Origin of the sequence: Achromobacter sp. RW408, from assembly GCF_003184165.1 — a bacterium.
GTDB classification, from domain to species: Bacteria; Pseudomonadota; Gammaproteobacteria; order Burkholderiales; family Burkholderiaceae_B; genus Achromobacter; species Achromobacter xylosoxidans.
In genome coordinates this window covers 1,049,592-1,066,559 of sequence record NZ_QHHO01000046.1, presented here as the reverse complement: position 1 = coordinate 1,066,559, position 16,968 = coordinate 1,049,592, and the positions used below count along the sequence as shown (strand labels likewise).

General features: G+C 69.7%; 15 protein-coding genes and 1 pseudogene. 7 read left to right on the top strand and 9 right to left on the bottom strand.

Going from position 1 to position 16,968, the window contains the following annotated elements; genetic code table 11:
• Positions 1-123: 123 nt before the first annotated feature.
• Positions 124-1,569: an amino acid permease gene (locus DK459_RS14970; RefSeq protein WP_049055625.1), complete on the top strand. Its 1,446-nt coding sequence runs from the start codon at positions 124-126 to the stop codon at positions 1,567-1,569.
• Positions 1,570-1,644: 75 nt separating this feature from the next.
• On the opposite strand, the gene ligD is transcribed toward DK459_RS14970, so the two are convergent.
• Both ligD and DK459_RS14960 read right to left on the bottom strand, forming a co-directional pair.
• Positions 1,645-4,269 (bottom strand): DNA ligase D, encoded by a 2,625-nt coding sequence (ligD, locus tag DK459_RS14965; protein WP_110134841.1) that lies wholly within the window; start codon positions 4,267-4,269, stop codon positions 1,645-1,647.
• Positions 4,270-4,271: 2 nt separating this feature from the next.
• Positions 4,272-5,225: a Ku protein gene (locus DK459_RS14960; RefSeq protein ID WP_110134893.1), complete on the bottom strand. Its 954-nt coding sequence runs from the start codon at positions 5,223-5,225 to the stop codon at positions 4,272-4,274.
• 210 nt (positions 5,226-5,435) lie between these two features.
• On the opposite strand from DK459_RS14960, the gene DK459_RS14955 reads away from it, so the two are divergent.
• From DK459_RS14955 to DK459_RS14940, 4 genes are all read left to right on the top strand, one after another.
• Positions 5,436-5,942: a CinA family protein gene (locus DK459_RS14955; protein ID WP_006384469.1), complete on the top strand. Its 507-nt coding sequence runs from the start codon at positions 5,436-5,438 to the stop codon at positions 5,940-5,942.
• A gap of 140 nt (positions 5,943-6,082) precedes the next feature.
• Positions 6,083-7,381, top strand: coding sequence for an ArgE/DapE family deacylase (locus DK459_RS14950; RefSeq protein WP_054445587.1), 1,299 nt, complete (start codon positions 6,083-6,085; stop codon positions 7,379-7,381).
• A complete protein-coding gene (locus DK459_RS14945) occupies positions 7,378-8,457 on the top strand; it encodes a phosphotransferase (protein WP_020928748.1) in 1,080 nt (359 codons plus the stop codon). The genes DK459_RS14950 and DK459_RS14945 overlap by 4 nt, the downstream gene beginning before the upstream one ends.
• Positions 8,454-9,782 (top strand): aspartate aminotransferase family protein, encoded by a 1,329-nt coding sequence (locus tag DK459_RS14940; RefSeq protein ID WP_026383307.1) that lies wholly within the window; start codon positions 8,454-8,456, stop codon positions 9,780-9,782. Before DK459_RS14945 ends, DK459_RS14940 begins: the two co-directional genes overlap by 4 nt.
• Positions 9,783-9,891: 109 nt before the next feature.
• On the opposite strand, the gene DK459_RS14935 is transcribed toward DK459_RS14940, so the two are convergent.
• Positions 9,892-11,394 carry a PLP-dependent aminotransferase family protein gene (locus DK459_RS14935; protein WP_110134840.1) on the bottom strand — a complete coding sequence of 501 codons (1,503 nt, stop codon included), beginning with the start codon at positions 11,392-11,394 and terminating at the stop codon, positions 9,892-9,894.
• Positions 11,395-11,514: 120 nt separating this feature from the next.
• Between DK459_RS14935 and DK459_RS14930 the strand changes: the two are divergent.
• Positions 11,515-11,970 (top strand): annotated as a pseudogene (locus tag DK459_RS14930) (MFS transporter); the annotation flags it as partial.
• A 75-nt stretch (positions 11,971-12,045) separates the two neighbouring features.
• Here DK459_RS14930 and DK459_RS14925 read toward each other — a convergent pair.
• Together DK459_RS14925 and hpxZ are read right to left on the bottom strand one after the other, a co-directional pair.
• Positions 12,046-12,600 carry an NADPH-dependent FMN reductase gene (locus tag DK459_RS14925; protein WP_006386518.1) on the bottom strand — a complete coding sequence of 185 codons (555 nt, stop codon included), beginning with the start codon at positions 12,598-12,600 and terminating at the stop codon, positions 12,046-12,048.
• Between the two features lie 135 nt (positions 12,601-12,735).
• Complete coding sequence (gene hpxZ, locus DK459_RS14920) at positions 12,736-13,113, bottom strand: oxalurate catabolism protein HpxZ (protein WP_024069878.1); 378 nt, start codon at positions 13,111-13,113, stop codon at positions 12,736-12,738.
• Between the two features lie 208 nt (positions 13,114-13,321).
• Between hpxZ and DK459_RS14915 the strand changes: the two genes are divergently transcribed.
• The gene (locus tag DK459_RS14915) at positions 13,322-13,867 is read left to right on the top strand and encodes an antibiotic biosynthesis monooxygenase (RefSeq protein WP_054444286.1); all 546 of its coding nucleotides are present in this window, start codon (positions 13,322-13,324) and stop codon (positions 13,865-13,867) included.
• Positions 13,868-13,893: 26 nt separating this feature from the next.
• Here DK459_RS14915 and DK459_RS14910 read toward each other — a convergent pair whose 3' ends face one another.
• The 4 genes from DK459_RS14910 to DK459_RS14895 all read right to left on the bottom strand — a co-directional run.
• On the bottom strand, positions 13,894-14,601 hold the full coding sequence (locus DK459_RS14910; RefSeq protein ID WP_024069876.1) for a GntR family transcriptional regulator: 708 nt from the start codon (positions 14,599-14,601) through the stop codon (positions 13,894-13,896).
• A gap of 20 nt (positions 14,602-14,621) precedes the next feature.
• Positions 14,622-16,010: an AtzE family amidohydrolase gene (locus DK459_RS14905; protein WP_054444285.1), complete on the bottom strand. Its 1,389-nt coding sequence runs from the start codon at positions 16,008-16,010 to the stop codon at positions 14,622-14,624.
• Positions 16,007-16,189 carry a DUF4089 domain-containing protein gene (locus DK459_RS14900; protein WP_110134839.1) on the bottom strand — a complete coding sequence of 61 codons (183 nt, stop codon included), beginning with the start codon at positions 16,187-16,189 and terminating at the stop codon, positions 16,007-16,009. The genes DK459_RS14905 and DK459_RS14900 overlap by 4 nt, the downstream gene beginning before the upstream one ends.
• Before the next feature lie 28 nt (positions 16,190-16,217).
• Positions 16,218-16,968, bottom strand: a 751-nt coding sequence (locus DK459_RS14895; protein WP_110134892.1) for an ABC transporter ATP-binding protein, incomplete at its 5' end; no start/stop codon positions are given.

Sequence of the window (16,968 nt, the reverse complement as noted above, 5' to 3'; positions counted from 1 at the left end):
ACGGCCCCGCCGGGCGTATGCTCGTAGGCGCAGTGCCGGGCGCGATACGCCCGAAGCAGTGCGCCCAAAAGCGATAAACCGGCAGGGGACATGCCTCTTTTCCATTCCGATGGCGGACGCGCCATGGCCCCCGCGCATCCGGAGAGGAGAAGACAGTTGGCAAACACCCCCAATACCGAACTCAAGGGCGGCCTGAAATCCCGCCACCTCACGATGATGTCCATCGCCGGCGTGATCGGCGCGGCGCTGTTCGTCGGTTCCGGCAAGCAGATCGCCCTGGCCGGCCCCGCCGTCATCCTGGCCTATGTCGGCGGCGGCATACTGGTCATCCTGGCCATGCGCATGCTGGGCGAGATGGCGGTGGCGCAGCCGGACACCGGCTCGTTCTCGACCTACGCCGATCGCGCCATCGGGCGCTGGGCGGGCTTCACCATCGGCTGGCTCTACTGGTACTTCTGGGCCCTGCTGATGGGCTGGGAGGCCTACGTCGCCGGGCAGATCCTGCACGGCTGGTTCCCGCTGGTGCCGGCCTGGGGCTATGCGCTCCTGGTGACCGTATCGCTGCTGGTCGTCAACTTCCTGAACGTGCGCAACTACGGCGAATTCGAATTCTGGTTCGCGCTCGTCAAGGTGGTGGCCATCGTGCTGTTCCTGGTCATGGGCAGCCTGGCGCTGGCGCACCTGTGGCCGTGGGGCGACGCCAAGGGATGGAGCCACCTGACCAGCCAGGGCTTCATGCCCAACGGCCCTAAGTCCGTGGTGGTGGCCCTGCTGGGCGTGATGTTCGCCTTCATCGGCGCCGAGATCGTCACCGTGGCCGCCGCCGAATCGGCCGACCCGGGCCGCGAGATCATCAAGACCACGCGCTCGGTGGTGTGGCGCATCTGCCTGTTCTACGTGGGATCGATCTTCATCGTGGTCTGCCTGGTGCCGTACAACGCGCCGGGCCTCACGGAGCCGACCCAGGGCACCTACAACGTCGCGCTCGACGCGCTGGGCATCCCGCACGCGCAACTTATCGTCAACTTCATCGTGCTGACCTCGGTATGCAGCTGCTTCAATTCGGCGCTGTACACCGCCTCGCGCATGCTCTATTCGCTCGCCCGGCGCGGCGACGCCCATCGCGTCATGCAGATCACCGGGCGCAAGACCGGCACGCCGTATGTGGGCGTGCTCATCTCCAGCCTGTTCGCCTTCGCCGCGGTCTGGATGATGGCCACCTCGAAGATGGACGTCTATGACGTCCTGATGCAGGCCACGGGCACCATCGCGCTGTTCGTCTACCTGGCCATCGCCTTCTCGCAGCTGCGCATGCGCCAGCGCCTGCAGGCGCGCGGCGTGCGGCTGGAGTTCAGGATGTGGCTGTTTCCGTGGCTGACGTACGCGGTGATCGTCTGCATTGTCGCAGCGCTCGTCACCATGGTGATCGAAGGCACCTACCGCAACGAAGTGGTCTACACCTCGATCCTGGCCGGCGTCATCGTCGCCATGGGCATCGTCGCGCAGGTGTTCGGCATCGGCACGCGCGCCCGGGCCGAAGCGGAACTGGCGCCGGCGGGAGCCGAGTAGGCCGCCAGCCCCAAGCCCCGGCCCATTGACCGGCGCCGGCGCCGATCAATGGCTGGATCGGGGCGCCGAGGCGCCCTACCCGCTCGAATCTGGCTTGAAGTCCATCGCCTTCATGGCTGGGCCCAGCGCCTGCGGCGTGTAGTCGTCCCAGGGCGCGTCGCCGACATCCAGGCGCGTGTGGATGTTGGCGATGGTCCACTGGTCGCTGGCCCGGACCTCGTCCAGCTCGTCCCAGGCCAGCGGCACCGACACGCCCATCCCCGGCCGCGCGCGCGCCGACCAGGCTGCCACCGTCGTGGCGCCGAAGCCGTTGCGCAGGTAGTCGGCGAAGATCCTGCCGACGCGGTTCTTCGGCCCGCTCTTGGCCACGAACACCTGCGGCAGCGTGCGCGCCAGGTGTTGCACGATGGCCTGCGAGAACGCCTTGACGGTGTCCCAGTCGTATTGCCGACGCAGCGGCACCACCACGTGCAGGCCCTTGCCGCCGCTGGTCTTGAGCCAGCTGCGCAAACCGATTTCGCGCAGCATCACGTGGACCAGCCGCGCCGCCTGCTGCATCGACGGCCAGGCCACGCCCTCGCCCGGGTCCAGGTCGAACAGCATGCGGTCGGGCTTGTCGATCGCGCTTTTCACCGCGTTCCAGGTGTGGAACTCGACCACGTTCATCTGCGCCGCCGACATGATCGCCTGCGGCGTCGGGACCTCCATCAAGGGCGGATGATCCGGGTCCAGTTCCCGCGGCAGCGGCCGCACGCCCGGCATCGGCGCCTCCAGGTGCTTCTGGAAAAAGAACTCGCCCTTCAGGCCGGACGGGGCGCGCAGAAAGGAAACGGGCCGGTCCTTCAGGTGCCGCAGCAGCAGCGGCGCCACCAGCCCGTCGTAACGCGCCAGGTCCAGCTTGGTCAGCCCCGTGGACGGATCGATGATGCGTTCCGGGTGGGTCAGCTTGCCGGCGCCTGGCTTGGCCTTGCCCGCCTTGGCTTTGCCAGTCCTGGCGTTGCCGGGCTTGGCTTTGCCTGTCTTGGCGTTGCCGGTCTTGCCGGCCGCATTGTCGGACTGCATCGTATCGGCCCCCATCGCCGCCTCCCTGGTGATCGCGCGCGCCGGTTTGTCGGTGCGCAAGCCGCGGAACACGGGGTGGCGCACATGCCCCGAAGCGGTCCATTCGCCGAACGACACTTCCGCCACCAGCTCGGGACGCACCCAATGGACGCCGCGGCCAATGCCGGCCGCCTTGACGGCGGGCCGCTCCGTTTCCAGGGCGCTCAGGCGGCGTTGCAGCGCCGCCAGGCCCATGTCGTCAAAGCCGGTGCCGACCTTGCCGGCGTAGACCAGCCCGCCGTCCTCGTCGTGGTACGCCAGCAGCAGCGCGCCCAGCCCCACCCGCGCGCCCTTGGGATCGGTATAGCCGGCAATGACGAATTCCTGCCGGCGGGCGCACTTGAGCTTGACCCAGCTGTCGCTGCGGCGCGATACGTAGGGCGCGGACAGGCGCTTGGCGATGATGCCCTCCAGCCCCATCTTGCAGGCCGAGGCCACCAGGTCCGCCGGCGCCGCGTCGAAGGCTTCGCTAAAGCGCAGCGGATCGCCGCCGGCGGCCTCCATCACCCGCGCCAGCACCGCGCGGCGCACGCGCAGCGGCTCCTGGCGCAGGTCGCGGCCGGTGACGTAGGGCAGGTCGAACGCGTAGAACAGGATGCCGTCGGTGCGTTCGCCGTCGAAGGCATTCTGCAGCGCCTGGAAGCTGGGCGCGCCGTTGTCGGCCAGCATCACGATCTCGCCGTCGATCCAGGCGTCGGGCAGCGGCAGGCGCTGCAGCGCCCGCGCCAGGTGCGGCAGCTTCGGCCCCCAGTCGTGGCCGTTGCGCGTGTACAGGCGCACCTGGCCGTCCCGCAGCCGCGCCAGCAGACGGTAGCCGTCGAACTTCATCTCGTAGATCCAGTCATCGCCGGCCTGGCGCGGCACGCCTTCCACCAGCGTGGCCAATTGCGGCTTGAGCAGTTCCGGCAAGGGCGCCGCCTCGCCCGGCAGGCCCGCTGCCCCGGCGTCCGACGACGGCGGCGCGGACGATGACGGCGATGCTGACGGCGATGCGGCCGCATCCGGCCGCGCCCCGGGCGCCGCGGCGGGCACGGCCCGCGCGCCCGTCCGCGGCGGCGTGGCCACGCTGTCGGGCTGCTCGTCCACCACGCTGAATTCGCTTTCGGCGCGGGCGTGTTCGTCGCGGTCCTTGACCAGCAGCCAGGGCGGCTGCTTTTCCGACTCGCGGCCCTTCATGCGGATCAGCGCCCAGCGTCCGCGCATCTTGACGCCATGCAGGTCGAACTTGAGATGGCCGCGCCGGTAGCCGTCGGCCGGATCGCCCACCGGCGCCCAGGTGCCCCGGTCCCAGATGATCACCTTGCCGGCGCCGTACTGGCCCTTGGGGATCTCGCCCTCGAAACGGTTGTAGGCGATGGGGTGGTCCTCCACCTGCACGGCCATGCGCTTGACCGACGGGTCGTAGCTGGGCCCCTTGGGCACGGCCCAGCTCTTCATGGCGCCATCCAGTTCCAGCCGGAAGTCGTAGTGCAGGCGGCTGGCCCAGTGCTTCTGGATCACGAAGGCGCGCGCCGCCTCGTTGGCCTGGCCGCCTTCGGCCGGCTCCGACGTCACATTGAAATTACGCTTGGCGCGGTACTTCGCCAGGGTATCGGCCATGGTCACGCCGCCTTGCGGGTCTTGGCCGCCTTGGCGCCCGCCGCTTTCTTCTTCGCCGGCCGGGCGGCTGCCTTCTTCGCGGTCTTCTTCGCCGCGGCCTTGCCCTTGGCCGTCGCATTGCCCGTTCCATTCCCCGCCCCGTTCGCGGCCATCCCGGACGAGCGTCCCTTCAGGCTGCGTTGCAGCAGTTCGGTCAGGTCGATGACATTATCGGCATAGGCGGGCGTTTCCTCCCGCGGCTCGATCACCGTCTCGGTCTTGCCGGCCTTGACCTTGCGGGCCACCAGGTCCATGACCGCGGCCTTGAATTCGTCCTTGTACTGTTCCGGATCCCACTGGCCCGACATGTCGTCCACCAGCATGCGCGCCATCTTCAGCTCGCTGGCGCTGGGCGCTGAGGCCTTGGCGCCCGCCTTGGGCAGGTCCAGGTCCTCGGTGGACTTGACCTCGTCGCCCCAGCGCATCAGGTTCAGCACCAGCGCATCGCCCGACGGAATGAGCGCGGCCAGGTGCTGCTTGGTCTGGATCACCACCTTGGCGATGCCGATCTTGCCGGCCTTGGCCAGCGTGTCGCGCAGCAAGGCATACACCTTCTGGCCCTTGTTGATCGGCGCCACGTAATAGGGCCGCTCCAGGTACACGAACGACACCTCGCCGGCATCCACGAACTGCTGGATCTCGATGGTCTGCGTGGTGCGCGGGTAGGCCTCGGCGATCTCGTCCGGGGAAATGATGACGTACTGGCCGTCCTCGTACTCCACGCCCTTGACGATATTGTCCTTGTCGATTTCCTTGCCGGTGCGCTTGTTGATGCGCTTGTAGCCGACCGGGTCCATCGAACGCTTGTCGAGCCAGTCGAAATCCACGCCCGATTCAGTCGTCGCCGTGTGCAGCCCCACCGGGATATGCACCAGCCCGAATGAAATCGCCCCTTTCCAGATGGTTCGCGTCGCCATGATGCCGCTCTCCCGCAGGGCGTCATTGCCGCCCCGTCCACTGTATCGGTTGACCGCCTGCATGCCAGGGATCGTGGCTGCCGCGCACGCCCCAGGCACCAGCATAAGCGAGCTGCGCAGCAATTGGCGTGCCCGCGCGGCATTGGCCCGGCCGGCCCCGCCGGCACGCCAATTGCTGCGCCCGCCGGCATCCCCTGTGGAAGCCTGCGGATGAACACCATCGAGCGCGTCGCCCTGTTCATGCACGAACACCAATTGACCCTGGTCACGGCCGAGTCCTGCACCGCCGGGCTGATCGCGGCCACCCTGGCCGACATTCCCGGCGCGGGCGGCCTGCTCGACTGCGCCTTCGTGGTGTACTCGGTGGCGGCCAAGCGGCGCTGCCTGGGCGTGCCGCAATCGACGCTGGCGCGCCACAACCTCACCAGCGAAGCCGTGGCGCGCGACATGGCGCTGGGCGCGGCCCGCAAGAGCCCCGCCAACGTCGCGGTGGCCAACACCGGCGTCACCGACGCCACCGACGACCGCATTCCCGCCGGCACGCAGTGCTACGCCTGGGTCTTCAAGACGGGGCCGGCCGACGCCAGCCCCATCGTCTACACCGCGACACGCCAGTTCAGCGGCAGCCGCAACCAGATCCGCCAGGCGAGCGCCGAATTCGCGCTGCAAGGCATCGTCGAGCACTTCCTGCGGCATCATGCGGGGCGGGTCCGCTAGCCGCATCGGCCGCCATCGCCATGGCTGGCCGCGCGGACGCCCCCGTAAAGTGGCCATATCAAATAACCCGGATTGGCTATTTTTCACCGATCCAATTTTGCCTAGGATGGCCGGGTACACAGTCAACCCCGAGCACATCCATGCCAGAACTGACCCCGGCGCTGCGCCAGCGCATCCTCCAAGCCGTGGACGCGGGCTTCGCGGCCCAGACCGAACTGACGGCGCAACTGGTGCGCCTGCCCTCGCAGCGCGGCGAGGAAGCCACCGCGCAGGACTTCATGGCGGCGCGCTACGCCGAACGCGGCTACGCGGTGGACCGCTGGCGCATCGACGTCGACGCCATCCGCCACCTGCCCGGCTTTTCGCCGGTGGCGGTGTCCTATGACAACGCCTACAACGTGGTCGGCGCGCACCGCGCCCGCAGCCTGAAAGGCCGCTCGCTGATCCTGAACGGCCACATCGACGTGGTGCCGGTCGGCCCGCTGGCGCAATGGAGCCGCGATCCGTACGACCCCGCCATCGTCGATGGCTGGATGCACGGCCGCGGCGCCGGCGACATGAAATCCGGCCTGGTGGCCTGCCTGTCGGCCATGGACGCGCTGGCCGCCATCGGCCTGGCGCCGGCTGGCGACGTGTTCCTGCAATCGGTGGTGGAAGAGGAATGCACCGGCAACGGCGCCCTGGCCTGCCTGGCGCGCGGCTACCGCGCCGACGCCGCCTTCATCCCCGAGCCGCTGCTGCCCATGCTGATGCGCGCCCAGGTCGGGCCGATGTGGTTCCAGGTGCAGGTCGAAGGCGACCCCCAGCACGCCTCGGCCGCCTTCACCGGCGCCGGCGCCAACGCCATCCAGAAGGCGATCTTCCTGATCCAGGCGCTGGACGAACTGGAAACGCGCTGGAACGCCAACAAGCGCGACCACCGCCACTTCTGCGACCACCCCCACCCCATCCGCTTCAACCTCGGCAAGATCGCCGGCGGCGACTGGCCGTCCAGCGTGCCGGCCTGGTGCACCTTCGACATGCGCGTGGCGGTCTATCCGGGCCAGAGCCTGGAGGCCGCGCGCGCCGAGATCGAAGCCTTCGTGGCCCAGGCCGCGGCGCGCGATCCGTTCCTGGCCACGCATCCGCCCAAGGTGGTCTACCACGGCTTCATGGCCGAGGGCTATGAACTGCGGAACGCCGACGAGGCCGAGGCCGCGCTGCGCGCCGCGCACGAACAGGTGTTCGGCGAGCCGCTGCGCGAATACGCCACGTCGGCCGCCACCGACGCCCGCTTCTACGGCCTGTACGCCGACACCCCGGCCATCGTCTACGGCCCGGAATGCCGCATGCCGCACGGCTACGACGAAGCGGTCAACCTGGAATCGGTGCGCAAGGTCACCCAGACCATTGCGCTATTCATCGCCCAATGGTGCGGACTGGAAGAGCGCCACGCATGAACCGCAGCAACCTCTCCAGCGCCGACCAGGCGCTGTTCGCGGCCGAGCCGCCCAAGTTGTCCCTGTCGCAGGCCGAGGATCTGGCGCGCGACCACTACGGCCTGGCGGTCCGCGCCAGCATCCTGTCCAGCGAGCGCGACCAGAATTTCCTGCTGCGCGGCGCCGACGGCCGCGCCTACGTGCTCAAGGCCACGCATCCGGCCGAAGACCCCGCGGTCACCGACTTCCACACCCAGGCGCAATTGCGGCTGATGCGCGCCGGCGGCCAGCCGCCGGTGCCGCACCTGCTGCCCCGCCTGGCGGGCGACTACGTGCATTGGCACGACGACGCCAGCGGCGCCCGCCGCGCCATCCGCCTGATGACCTTCGTCGATGGCGTGCCGCTGCACCAGGTGGCGCGCACGCCGGCGCAGCACCGGGCGCTGGGCCGCGCGCTGGCCCAGTTTGACCTGGCGCTGGCGGACTTCGACCATGCCATGGCCGGCCACGAACTGATGTGGGACCTGCAACGGGCCGATCAACTGGCCGACCTGCTGCCCAAGATCCCGCAGGCGGACCGCCGCCGGCTGGCCGAACGCCAGCTCGAGCGCTTCGTCACCGACCTGCGGCCCCGCCTGGGCGCGCTGCGGCGCCAGGTCATCCACAACGACCTCAACCCCTACAACGTCATGGTGGCGCGCGATCGGCCCGACCAGGTCGCCGCGCTGCTGGACTTTGGCGACATGGTGCGCGCGCCGCTGGCGCAGGACCTGGCCGTGGCCGGCGCCTACCTGCTGGACGACGCCCCCAACCCCCTGTCGCTGGCGCTGCGCCAATGCCTGGCCAGCTATCACCAGACGCTGCCGCTGACCGAAACCGAGATCGCGCTGCTGCCCGACCTGATCGCCACGCGCCTGTTGATCACGGTGGCCATCACCGGCTGGCGCGCGCAGCAGCACCCCGAGAACCGCCAGTACATCCTGCGCAATAACGGCCTGGCCTGGACCGGCCTGGCGCGCCTGGACGCCCTGCCCCGGCAGCAGGCCAGCGACATCCTGCTGGCCGCCAGCCAGACCCCGATGGAGACTCTTGTATGAGCCGAGACCAAGCCATGCTCAACGCCTTCGACCCCGCCGCGGCCGACGCGCTGCCGCCGGCCGAGCGCGAGCTGATCGCCCGCCGCCAGCGCGTGCTGGGGCCGGCCTACCGCCTGTTCTACGACCAGCCGCTGCACATCGTGCGCGGCGAAGGCGTGTGGCTCTACGGCGCCGACGGCGATCGCTACCTGGACGCCTACAACAACGTCGCCTCGGTGGGCCACAGTCATCCGCGCGTGGTGCGCGCCATCGCCGAACAGGCGGCGGTGCTGAACACCCACACCCGCTATCTGCACGACGGCGTGCTGGACTACGCCGAACGCCTGCTGGCGACGTTCCCGCAGCCGCTGTCGCAGGTCATCTTCACCTGCACCGGCAGCGAGGCCAACGACCTGGCGCTGCGCGTGGCGCGCAGCCATACCGGCGGCACCGGCGTCATCGTCACGCAACTGGCGTACCACGGCGTCACCGCCGCGGTGGCCGCTGTGTCGCCGTCGCTCGGCCAGGCCGTGCCGCTGGGCGTGGACACGCGCGCCGTGGCCGCGCCCGACAGCTACCGCCACGATCCGGCCACCCTCGGGCAATGGTTCGGCCAGCAGGTGCGGGCCGCCATCGACGACATGCGGCGCCACGGCATCAAGCCGGCCGCGCTGCTGGTGGACACGATCCTGTCCAGCGACGGCGTCTACAGCGATCCGGCCGGCTTCCTGGCGCCGGCGGCGCAGGCCATCCGCGACGCCGGCGGCCTGTTCATCGCCGACGAAGTGCAGGCCGGCTTCGCCCGCACCGGCTCGTGCATGTGGGGCTTCCAGCGCCACGGCCTGGTGCCGGACCTCGTCACCATGGGCAAGCCGATGGGCAACGGCCATCCCATCGCCGCCATGGTGTCGCGTCCCGACATCATGGAGCGCTTTGGCCGCGAGGCGCGCTACTTCAATACCTTCGGCGGCAATCCGGTGGCCTGCGCGGCTGCCCAGGCCACGCTCTCGGTCATCGAGGAAGAAGGCCTGCAGGCCAACGCCGCGCGCACCGGCCAGTACCTGCGCGACGGTTTCCGCGCGCTGGCCGAGCGCCACGCGCTGATCGGCGACGTGCGCGGCGATGGCCTCTTCATCGGCGTCGAACTGGTGCGCGACCGCGCCGCGAAGACGCCGGCCAAGGAAGAGACGCACCGCTTCGTCAACCTGATGCGCCAGCGCCGCGTGCTGCTCAGCGCCACCGGCCTGCACGGCAACGTGCTCAAGCTGCGGCCGCAGCTGCCGTTCGCCCGCGAGCATGCCGACCTGCTGCTGGCGGCGGCGGACCAGACGCTGGCGGAACTGTAGCGGGCGAAGCGGCGCCCCTCGTGCCCGCTCCCGCGCTGCCCCGCCGATGCGGGGCGCCGGCCACCGTCCCTGGCCGCCTTGGTCCGCCGCCGTGATTCAACGGCAAGGCTCAACGCCGCGGCCGGCGCGCGGGCCGGTTCTCGCCGGCCCGCCCCAGCGCCCGCGCAAAGCGGGCCACGCCATCGTCGATGCGCTCGCACGGCACGCCGCCATACCCCAGCACCACCGCCGGCGCCGCCGCGCGCGCGGCATCGGGCAGGTAGTGCGGCTGCCCCAGCACGATGCCTTCGTCGCGGGCCGCCTCGGCCAGACGCGGCACCGACACCTTGCGGTCGAGCCGCGCATAGACATGCAGCCCGGCCCGCGCTTGCGACAATTGCACCTGGTCGCCGACGCGCGCCGCCATCGCCTCGCGCAGCACGATCTGGCGGCCGGCATACTCGGTGCGCATGCGCTTGATGTTGTGCGAGAAGTGGCCGTCCGCCATGAAGTCCGCCAGCGCCGCCTGCAAGTGCAGCTGGCCCGGCCGATAGATGCTGGCGCAGGCGCGCGAGAACGGCTCGGCCACCTGTGGCGGCACCACCATGTAGCTCATGCGCAGGCCGGCGAACATGGTCTTGCTGAAGGTGCCCAGGTAGATCACGCGGCCGTCGGCATCCAGCCCCTGCAACGACGGAATCGGCGCGCCGTCGTAGCGGAACTCGCTGTCGTAGTCGTCCTCCAGCACCCACAGGCCGCGCGCCCGCGCCGCCTGCAGCAGTTCAAGACGCCGCGCCAGCGGCATCACCACGCCGGTCGGGTACTGATGCGACGGACTCGTGATCAGCAGCCGCGCCCGGCGCGGCAGCTTGCTAGCCGCCAGGTCCAGGCCCTGGTCATCGAGCACGGCGGCATGCGCGCGCACGCCCGCCGCCGCCAGCACCGGCGGAAAGGCCCAGTGGCACGGGCTTTCCACCAGCGCGGCGTCGCCCGCCCCCGCCAGCATGCGCGCGCACAGGTCCACCGACTGGTGCGTGCCCGCCGTGACGATGACCTGCTCCGGCTCGCACACCACGGCCCGCGCCAGCCGCAGATAGCTGGCGATGGCCTCGCGCAGCGGCAGAAAGCCCGCGCCGTCCTTGGCATAGCCCGACAGCGCCAGGTTCGACTTGCCCAGATGGCGCGACACCAGCCGGCGCCACAGGTGGAACGGAAACAGGCTGGCGTCGGCCACGCCCGGCACGAATGCCCCGGTGTGCTGGCCCAGTCCGGCCGCGCCGCCGGCGATGCCCTCGCCGCGCGTGGACAGGCCCGGCACGTGGCGCTGCGCGAGCCCTGGCGAGGCCGGCGGCAGCAGCGGCCGGTCCACCGTCTTCTCGACGAAGGTGCCGCTGCCGCCGCGCGCGCTCAGGTAGTTCTCGGCGATCAGGCGTTCGTACGCCAGCGTGACCGTGATGCGCGAGATGCCCAACTCCTGCGCCAGCACGCGCGAGGACGGCAGGCGCTGCCCCGCCACCAGCGTGTGGTCCAGCACGCCGCGCCGCACGATGTCGTAGATCTGCTTTTGCAAAGGGTCGGGCGATTCGCGCGAGAGCGCGCCGGATAGCAGGTCGGCGAGCAGGACTTCCTTCATGAAGTGGACCTATCTCTGATTGGATTGTGGCTATACAAGATATAGCCAGTAGTTGCTATCGTCAACGCCGTATCCAATGCGGCGCCACCGTGGAAAGCCGCGACAAACAAGGGGAATTCCATGCAAGACCAGAATGGCCGCAGACAGCCGGTCAGGGCGGCGGCCGCCGCTTTCTTCGGCACCATGATCGAGTGGTACGACTTCTACTGCTACGCCACGGCCGCCGCCCTGGTGTTCGGCGACGTGTTCTTCGCGACCAACGATCCCTTCATGGGCACGCTGGCCTCGCTCGGCACCTTCGCCATCGGCTTTTTCGCGCGGCCGGTGGGCGCGGTGCTGTTCGGCCATCTCGGCGACCGCGTCGGCCGCAAGCAGAGCCTGGTCATCACGCTGCTGCTGATGGGCGTGGCCACCACGCTGATCGGCCTGCTGCCGTCATACCATTCGATCGGCCTGACCGCCGTGGTGCTGCTGGTCGCGCTGCGGCTGGTGCAGGGCATCGCGGTGGGCGGCGAAGGGAACTGTTTTTCGGAGCGGGGCCGCTTTATCCACAAAAAAAGCCCCCCGGCTTGGCGGGGGGCGTGATCGCCCGGAGGTAGGCGGGCGATCGGTGCCGGGTGGGGAGGCGCCCTGGCCCGGCATCGGCGGCAATCAGGGATTGAACTTCTTGATCCAGTCGACGTAGCGGTCGATCCAGCCTTGCAGGAACTTGCGCGTGCCCTCGTTGGTGATGGTGTACTGGTCGTCGATCAGGCCATCGGTGTATTGCAGGAAGACTTCCGGCGTGGTCAGCGCGATGGCGCCTTCGGCGGCCAGGATGTTGCGCAGGTGCTGCTGCATGAGCGCGGTGCCGGCGGCGCTGGGCGAGGCGCCGAGGATGCCCACGGCCTTGCCGGCCCACGAATTCTGGCCCCACGGACGAGTGCCCCAGTCGATCGCGTTCTTGATGGCGGCGGGCACCGAGCGGTTGTGCTCGGGCGAGACGAACAGGATGCCCTGGGCGTCGAGGATCTGCTGCTTGAGCTTGGCCGCGGGCGCGGGCAGGTTGTTTTCGTTGTCCTGGTTATACAGCGGCACGTCGCCCAGGCTGACGTAGTCGAACTTGAAGTCCGCGGGAACCAGTTTTTCCAGCGCGCGCGCCAGGCGCAGGTTGATCGATGCGGCGCGCAGGCTGCCGACGAAGACGGCGATCTTGTAGGTGCTCATGAGGCGGGGCTCCTGGGTCGGGGAAAGCCCAGTGTAGACCTGTCCTCATGACGGCTCAATGGCCGCGAATCAATATGGTTATGGGCGGTGTTGACCTGTGTCAGGGCGCATCCGCGCCGGCCGCCGCGGCCGCGTCTAGCCGCTCATGAGGCTGACGTGCGCCGAGACCACGCGCCAGCCCTGCGGCGTGCGCATCCAGGTCTGGCTCTGGCGGCCGATGCGGTCGCTGCCATCGCGCTGGAATTCGATGTTGGTGGTGGCGAAATCGCGGCCGTAGGTGGTGATCGCGGTGCGCAGCACGCGGCGCGCAAGGCCTTGCGGCGAGCGGCCCGCGCGAAAGGCGCGGATGGCGTCGTAGCCATAGAGGTTCTCGGCGGCGCCATAGCGCAGCGTGTGCGGGCTGTTCCAGAACAACTCGTCCAGCACCTCGACCTGATTGCCGACCAGGGCGGCTTCATAGCGGGCAAAGGCCACGGTGACCTCGGTGACGACGTCGGGCAGGTTGATATCCATGTGAGGGGTCGGGCTCCGTGTTGATTGCACCGTTATGGTGCGTGATTCAGGGTAATCACCAATATGGGGTGTGTTGCGGTGCGCAAATCTCGCGGCCGGACGCGGCGATCGCCCTATGCGCGGGGAAATGATGCGGTGCAAGGCTGGCACGCCGCTTGCTAGGGTTTACACCACATAACACGCTGCGCGCCGCCCCAGGAGTTTCACCATGTCCAGTTCCGCCGTTTCCGCCCCGGTCACCATGCTGGTCACCCGGCACATCACGCCCGAACGCTACAGCGATTTCCTGTCCTGGATGCGCCAGGGCGAGATCCTCGCCGCCGGCTTTCCCGGTTTTCTCGGCTCGGGCGTGCTGCAACCGCCCGAGGGCGGCGACCAGTACCAGATCGTGCTGCGCTTCAATGACGAGGCCAGCCTCAACCGCTGGGAGCAATCGCTGCCGCGCCGCATGTGGCTCGAACGCGGCGCCGCGCTGGTGCGGGCCAGCCATGCGCGCCGCGTCAGCGGCATGGACAGCTGGTTCGGCCCGCAGGGGAGCGCCGGCGCGCCGCCGCGCTGGAAGCAGGCCGTGAGCATCTGGCTGGCGTATTTTCCGGTGCTGCTGGTGTTCACCCTGCTGCTGAGCGAACACCTCAGCGCGCTGCCGCCGTTCTGGCGCGCGCTGGTCACCAGCGTGACGATGACGCCGGTGATGGTGTTTGTCTGCATTCCGTTCGTCACGCGCCGGCTGGAGCGCTGGCTGCGGCCGCACTGACGCGGCCGCGTATCGCGCCAGCGCCATCACGCCGCCTGCGCGCGGCGCGTGGCATACAGCCGGTGCAGCGTGATCTTGCGCACGGCGGCCTGGCTGTCGCCGATATGCGCCGCAAGCAAGGCCGTCGCGCGTTCGGCGTCGCGGGCCAGGATGGCGTCGAGGATGGCGCCATGTTCGGCGTAGGTATGGGCGATACGGTCGGGCTGGGTGAAGTCCAGCCGCCGCACGATGCGGATGCGCTCGGTGGCGGCGCGGTGCACGCGCGCGATCTCAGGATTGCCGGCGGCGGCCACCAGGTCCGCATGGAAGCGCTCGTCCAGGTCCGCCAGCCACTCGCCATCGCCGGAATAATGGGCGCTGTCCACCAGCCACGTATCCGCCAGCGGCTGCAGCGCGCGCAGCGGATCGGGCACCTGGCCCGGGGCGCACAGCGCGCGCACCGCCGCGATCTCCAGCACGCTGCGCAGTTCATAGAAGTGATCGAGCGTGTCGAAGTCCAGCGGCTTGACCAGCCAGCCATTGCGCTGGCGCACCTCCAGGTAGCCCTCGCGTTCCAGGCGGAACAGGGCTTCGCGCACCGGCGTGCGGCTGACCCGCAGGCGGTCGGCGATTTCGGTCTCGGTGAAGCGGTCGCCCGGCGCCAGGCGGAAATCCAGGATGTCGCGCTTGAGCGTGCCGTAGGCGGAGTCGGCCAGGCTGCGGGGCGTGTCGATGACGGCGAATGCGGAATCCATGGACGGCCTCGGTTGGCGGGTCAGGAGAGGGGACGAACGGTGGCAACGCCCGCCTGTTCCAGCCGCCGCGCGGCCAGCAGGCAATCGGCCTCGCGCCACGGCGCGGCGATCAATTGGACGCCCAGTGGCAGGTGCGCGTCGGCGCCGATGCCCGGCCAGGTGGGCGCGGCGCACACCGGCAGGCCAAGGCAGGAGATCGGCTGTGTCAGCAGGCCCATGCTGGCGCGCGCGGGCAGTGACTGGCCGGCCAGGGCCAGGGTCTCGGTGCCGATGGCGGTGGCGGGCACCGGCGTGGCCGGGGCGATCAGCACGTCGTAGCGCGCGAACAGCGCCATGGCTTCGCGGTAGACGCGGTGGCGCACCCGCTGGGCCTGCTGCACCCAGGCGGCAGGCACCAGGCTGCCGGCGACCAGGCGGTCGCGTGAATGGGGTTCGTAGTAGTCGTAGTGCGTGACCAGACGGCGGCGATGCAGCGCGCCGCCCTCGGCAGCCGTGATGACGAAGGCCGCGGCGCGCGCCTGTTCGGCGCTGGCCAGTTCGACGATCTCGGTGGCCGCGAGCGCGCGCGCGGCCAGTTGCACGGCCTGGCGCGCCTCGGGGCCGGCCCAGTGCGCGAAGTAGCCGCCCAGCACGGCCACGCGCAGCGGGCGGTCCGAGGACAGCTCCGCCAGCACGGGTTCGGCCGCGCGCTGGGCGCAGGCGGCATCGTCGGCATCCGGGCCTTGCAGCGCGTCGTAGACCGCGGCCAGGCTGGCCGTGTCGGCCGCGAACGGACCCAGGTGGTCGAGGCTGCCGACGAAGGGGAACGAGCCGGTGCGCGGCAGGCGGCCGAAGGTCGGCTTCAGGCCGAACACGCCGCACAGCGAGGCCGGCACGCGGATCGAGCCGTTGGTGTCCGAGCCCAGCGTCAGCGGCACGAGGCCGCCGGCCACCGCGGCCGCGCTGCCGCCCGACGAGCCGCCGGCGATGCGGGCGGGGTCGTGCGGATTGCGGCTGGCGCCGTAGTGCGAGTTCTCGGTGGTGAAACCGTAGGCGTGTTCGTCCATGTTGAGCGCGCCCACCAGCACGGCGCCGGCCTTGTGCAGCCGCGCGACCAGCGCGGCGTCGCGTGGCGCGGGCGGGTTGGCGGCGTTGACGCGGCCCCCGGCCAGCGTCACCTCCTCGGCGGTGTCGAACAGGTTCTTGACCGCGTAGGGCACGCCGGCCAACGGCGGCAGGGTGTCGCCGCGGGCGCGGCGCGCGTCGATGGCGGCGGCTTCCTGGCGCGCCCGGCTTTCGGTGACGGCGGTGAAGCAGTTGTAGCGCGCATCGGCGGCGCGGATGCGGGCCAGCGTGGCTTCGAGCACCGCCGCCGCGCTGCGTTCGCCGGCGCGGATCTGCCGCGCCAGGTCGAGGACGGCGCCGTTCATGGACGGAACACCGCGGCCGAATCCAGCTCCACCGGCAAGGCTTCGTCGACGAAGGTCGAGGCGATGTCGTGGATGCGCGTGAATTGCCGCGCCACTTCGGCCGTGGCCGGTTCGCGCAGGGCGTAGCCGGCCAGCGCCAGCGCGCTGCGCACGTATTGGTCGATGGTTTCCTGGGTCATGGCGGACTCCCGTGAATGGCGTTGCGTGTCAGCGACGGACTTCGCGCTGGAAGATCTCCAGGCTCAGCTTCTTCATGCCGATGAAGCTGGGCTCGGACAGCGTCTCGACGGTGCGTGGGCGGGCGTCGCCGTAGTCCAGGATCTCGGCCACGCGGGTGGGGCGCTTGGTCAGCAGCAGCACCTGGTCGGCCAGGTACACGGCTTCCTCCAGGTCGTGCGACACCAGCAGCATGGTGGTGCCGGTCTGCATGAAGACTTCCTGCAGCTTTTCGCGGATGAACAGCGTCATCTCGAAGTCCAGCGCCGAAAACGGCTCGTCCAGGAACAGCACTTCCGGTCCCGGGGCCAGCGCGCGCATGATGGAGGCCGTCTGCTGCTGGCCGCCCGACAGTTCGTAGGGATAGCGCTTGAGGTCGAACTTGACGTCGAACGAGGCCACCAGCTCTTCCACGCGCGCGTCGACCTCGGCCTTGCCGCGGCCTTCCAGGCGCAGCGGGTAGGCGATGTTGTCGATGGTGCGCAGCCACGGGAACATGGCCTCGCGGTAGTTCTGGAAGACGTAGCCGATCTTGGTCTGGGCCAGCGACTTGCCGTCGAACAGGATCTCGCCGGCATCGATGGGGATGAGACCCGCGATCATGTTGATCAGCGTCGACTTGCCGCAGCCGTTGGGGCCGAACACCGAGACGATCTTGCCCTTGGGGATGTCGAGGTTGAAGTCCTCGTACAGCGGCCAGCCGGCGAAATACTTGGTCAGGCCGCGGATGGTGATGTGGGTG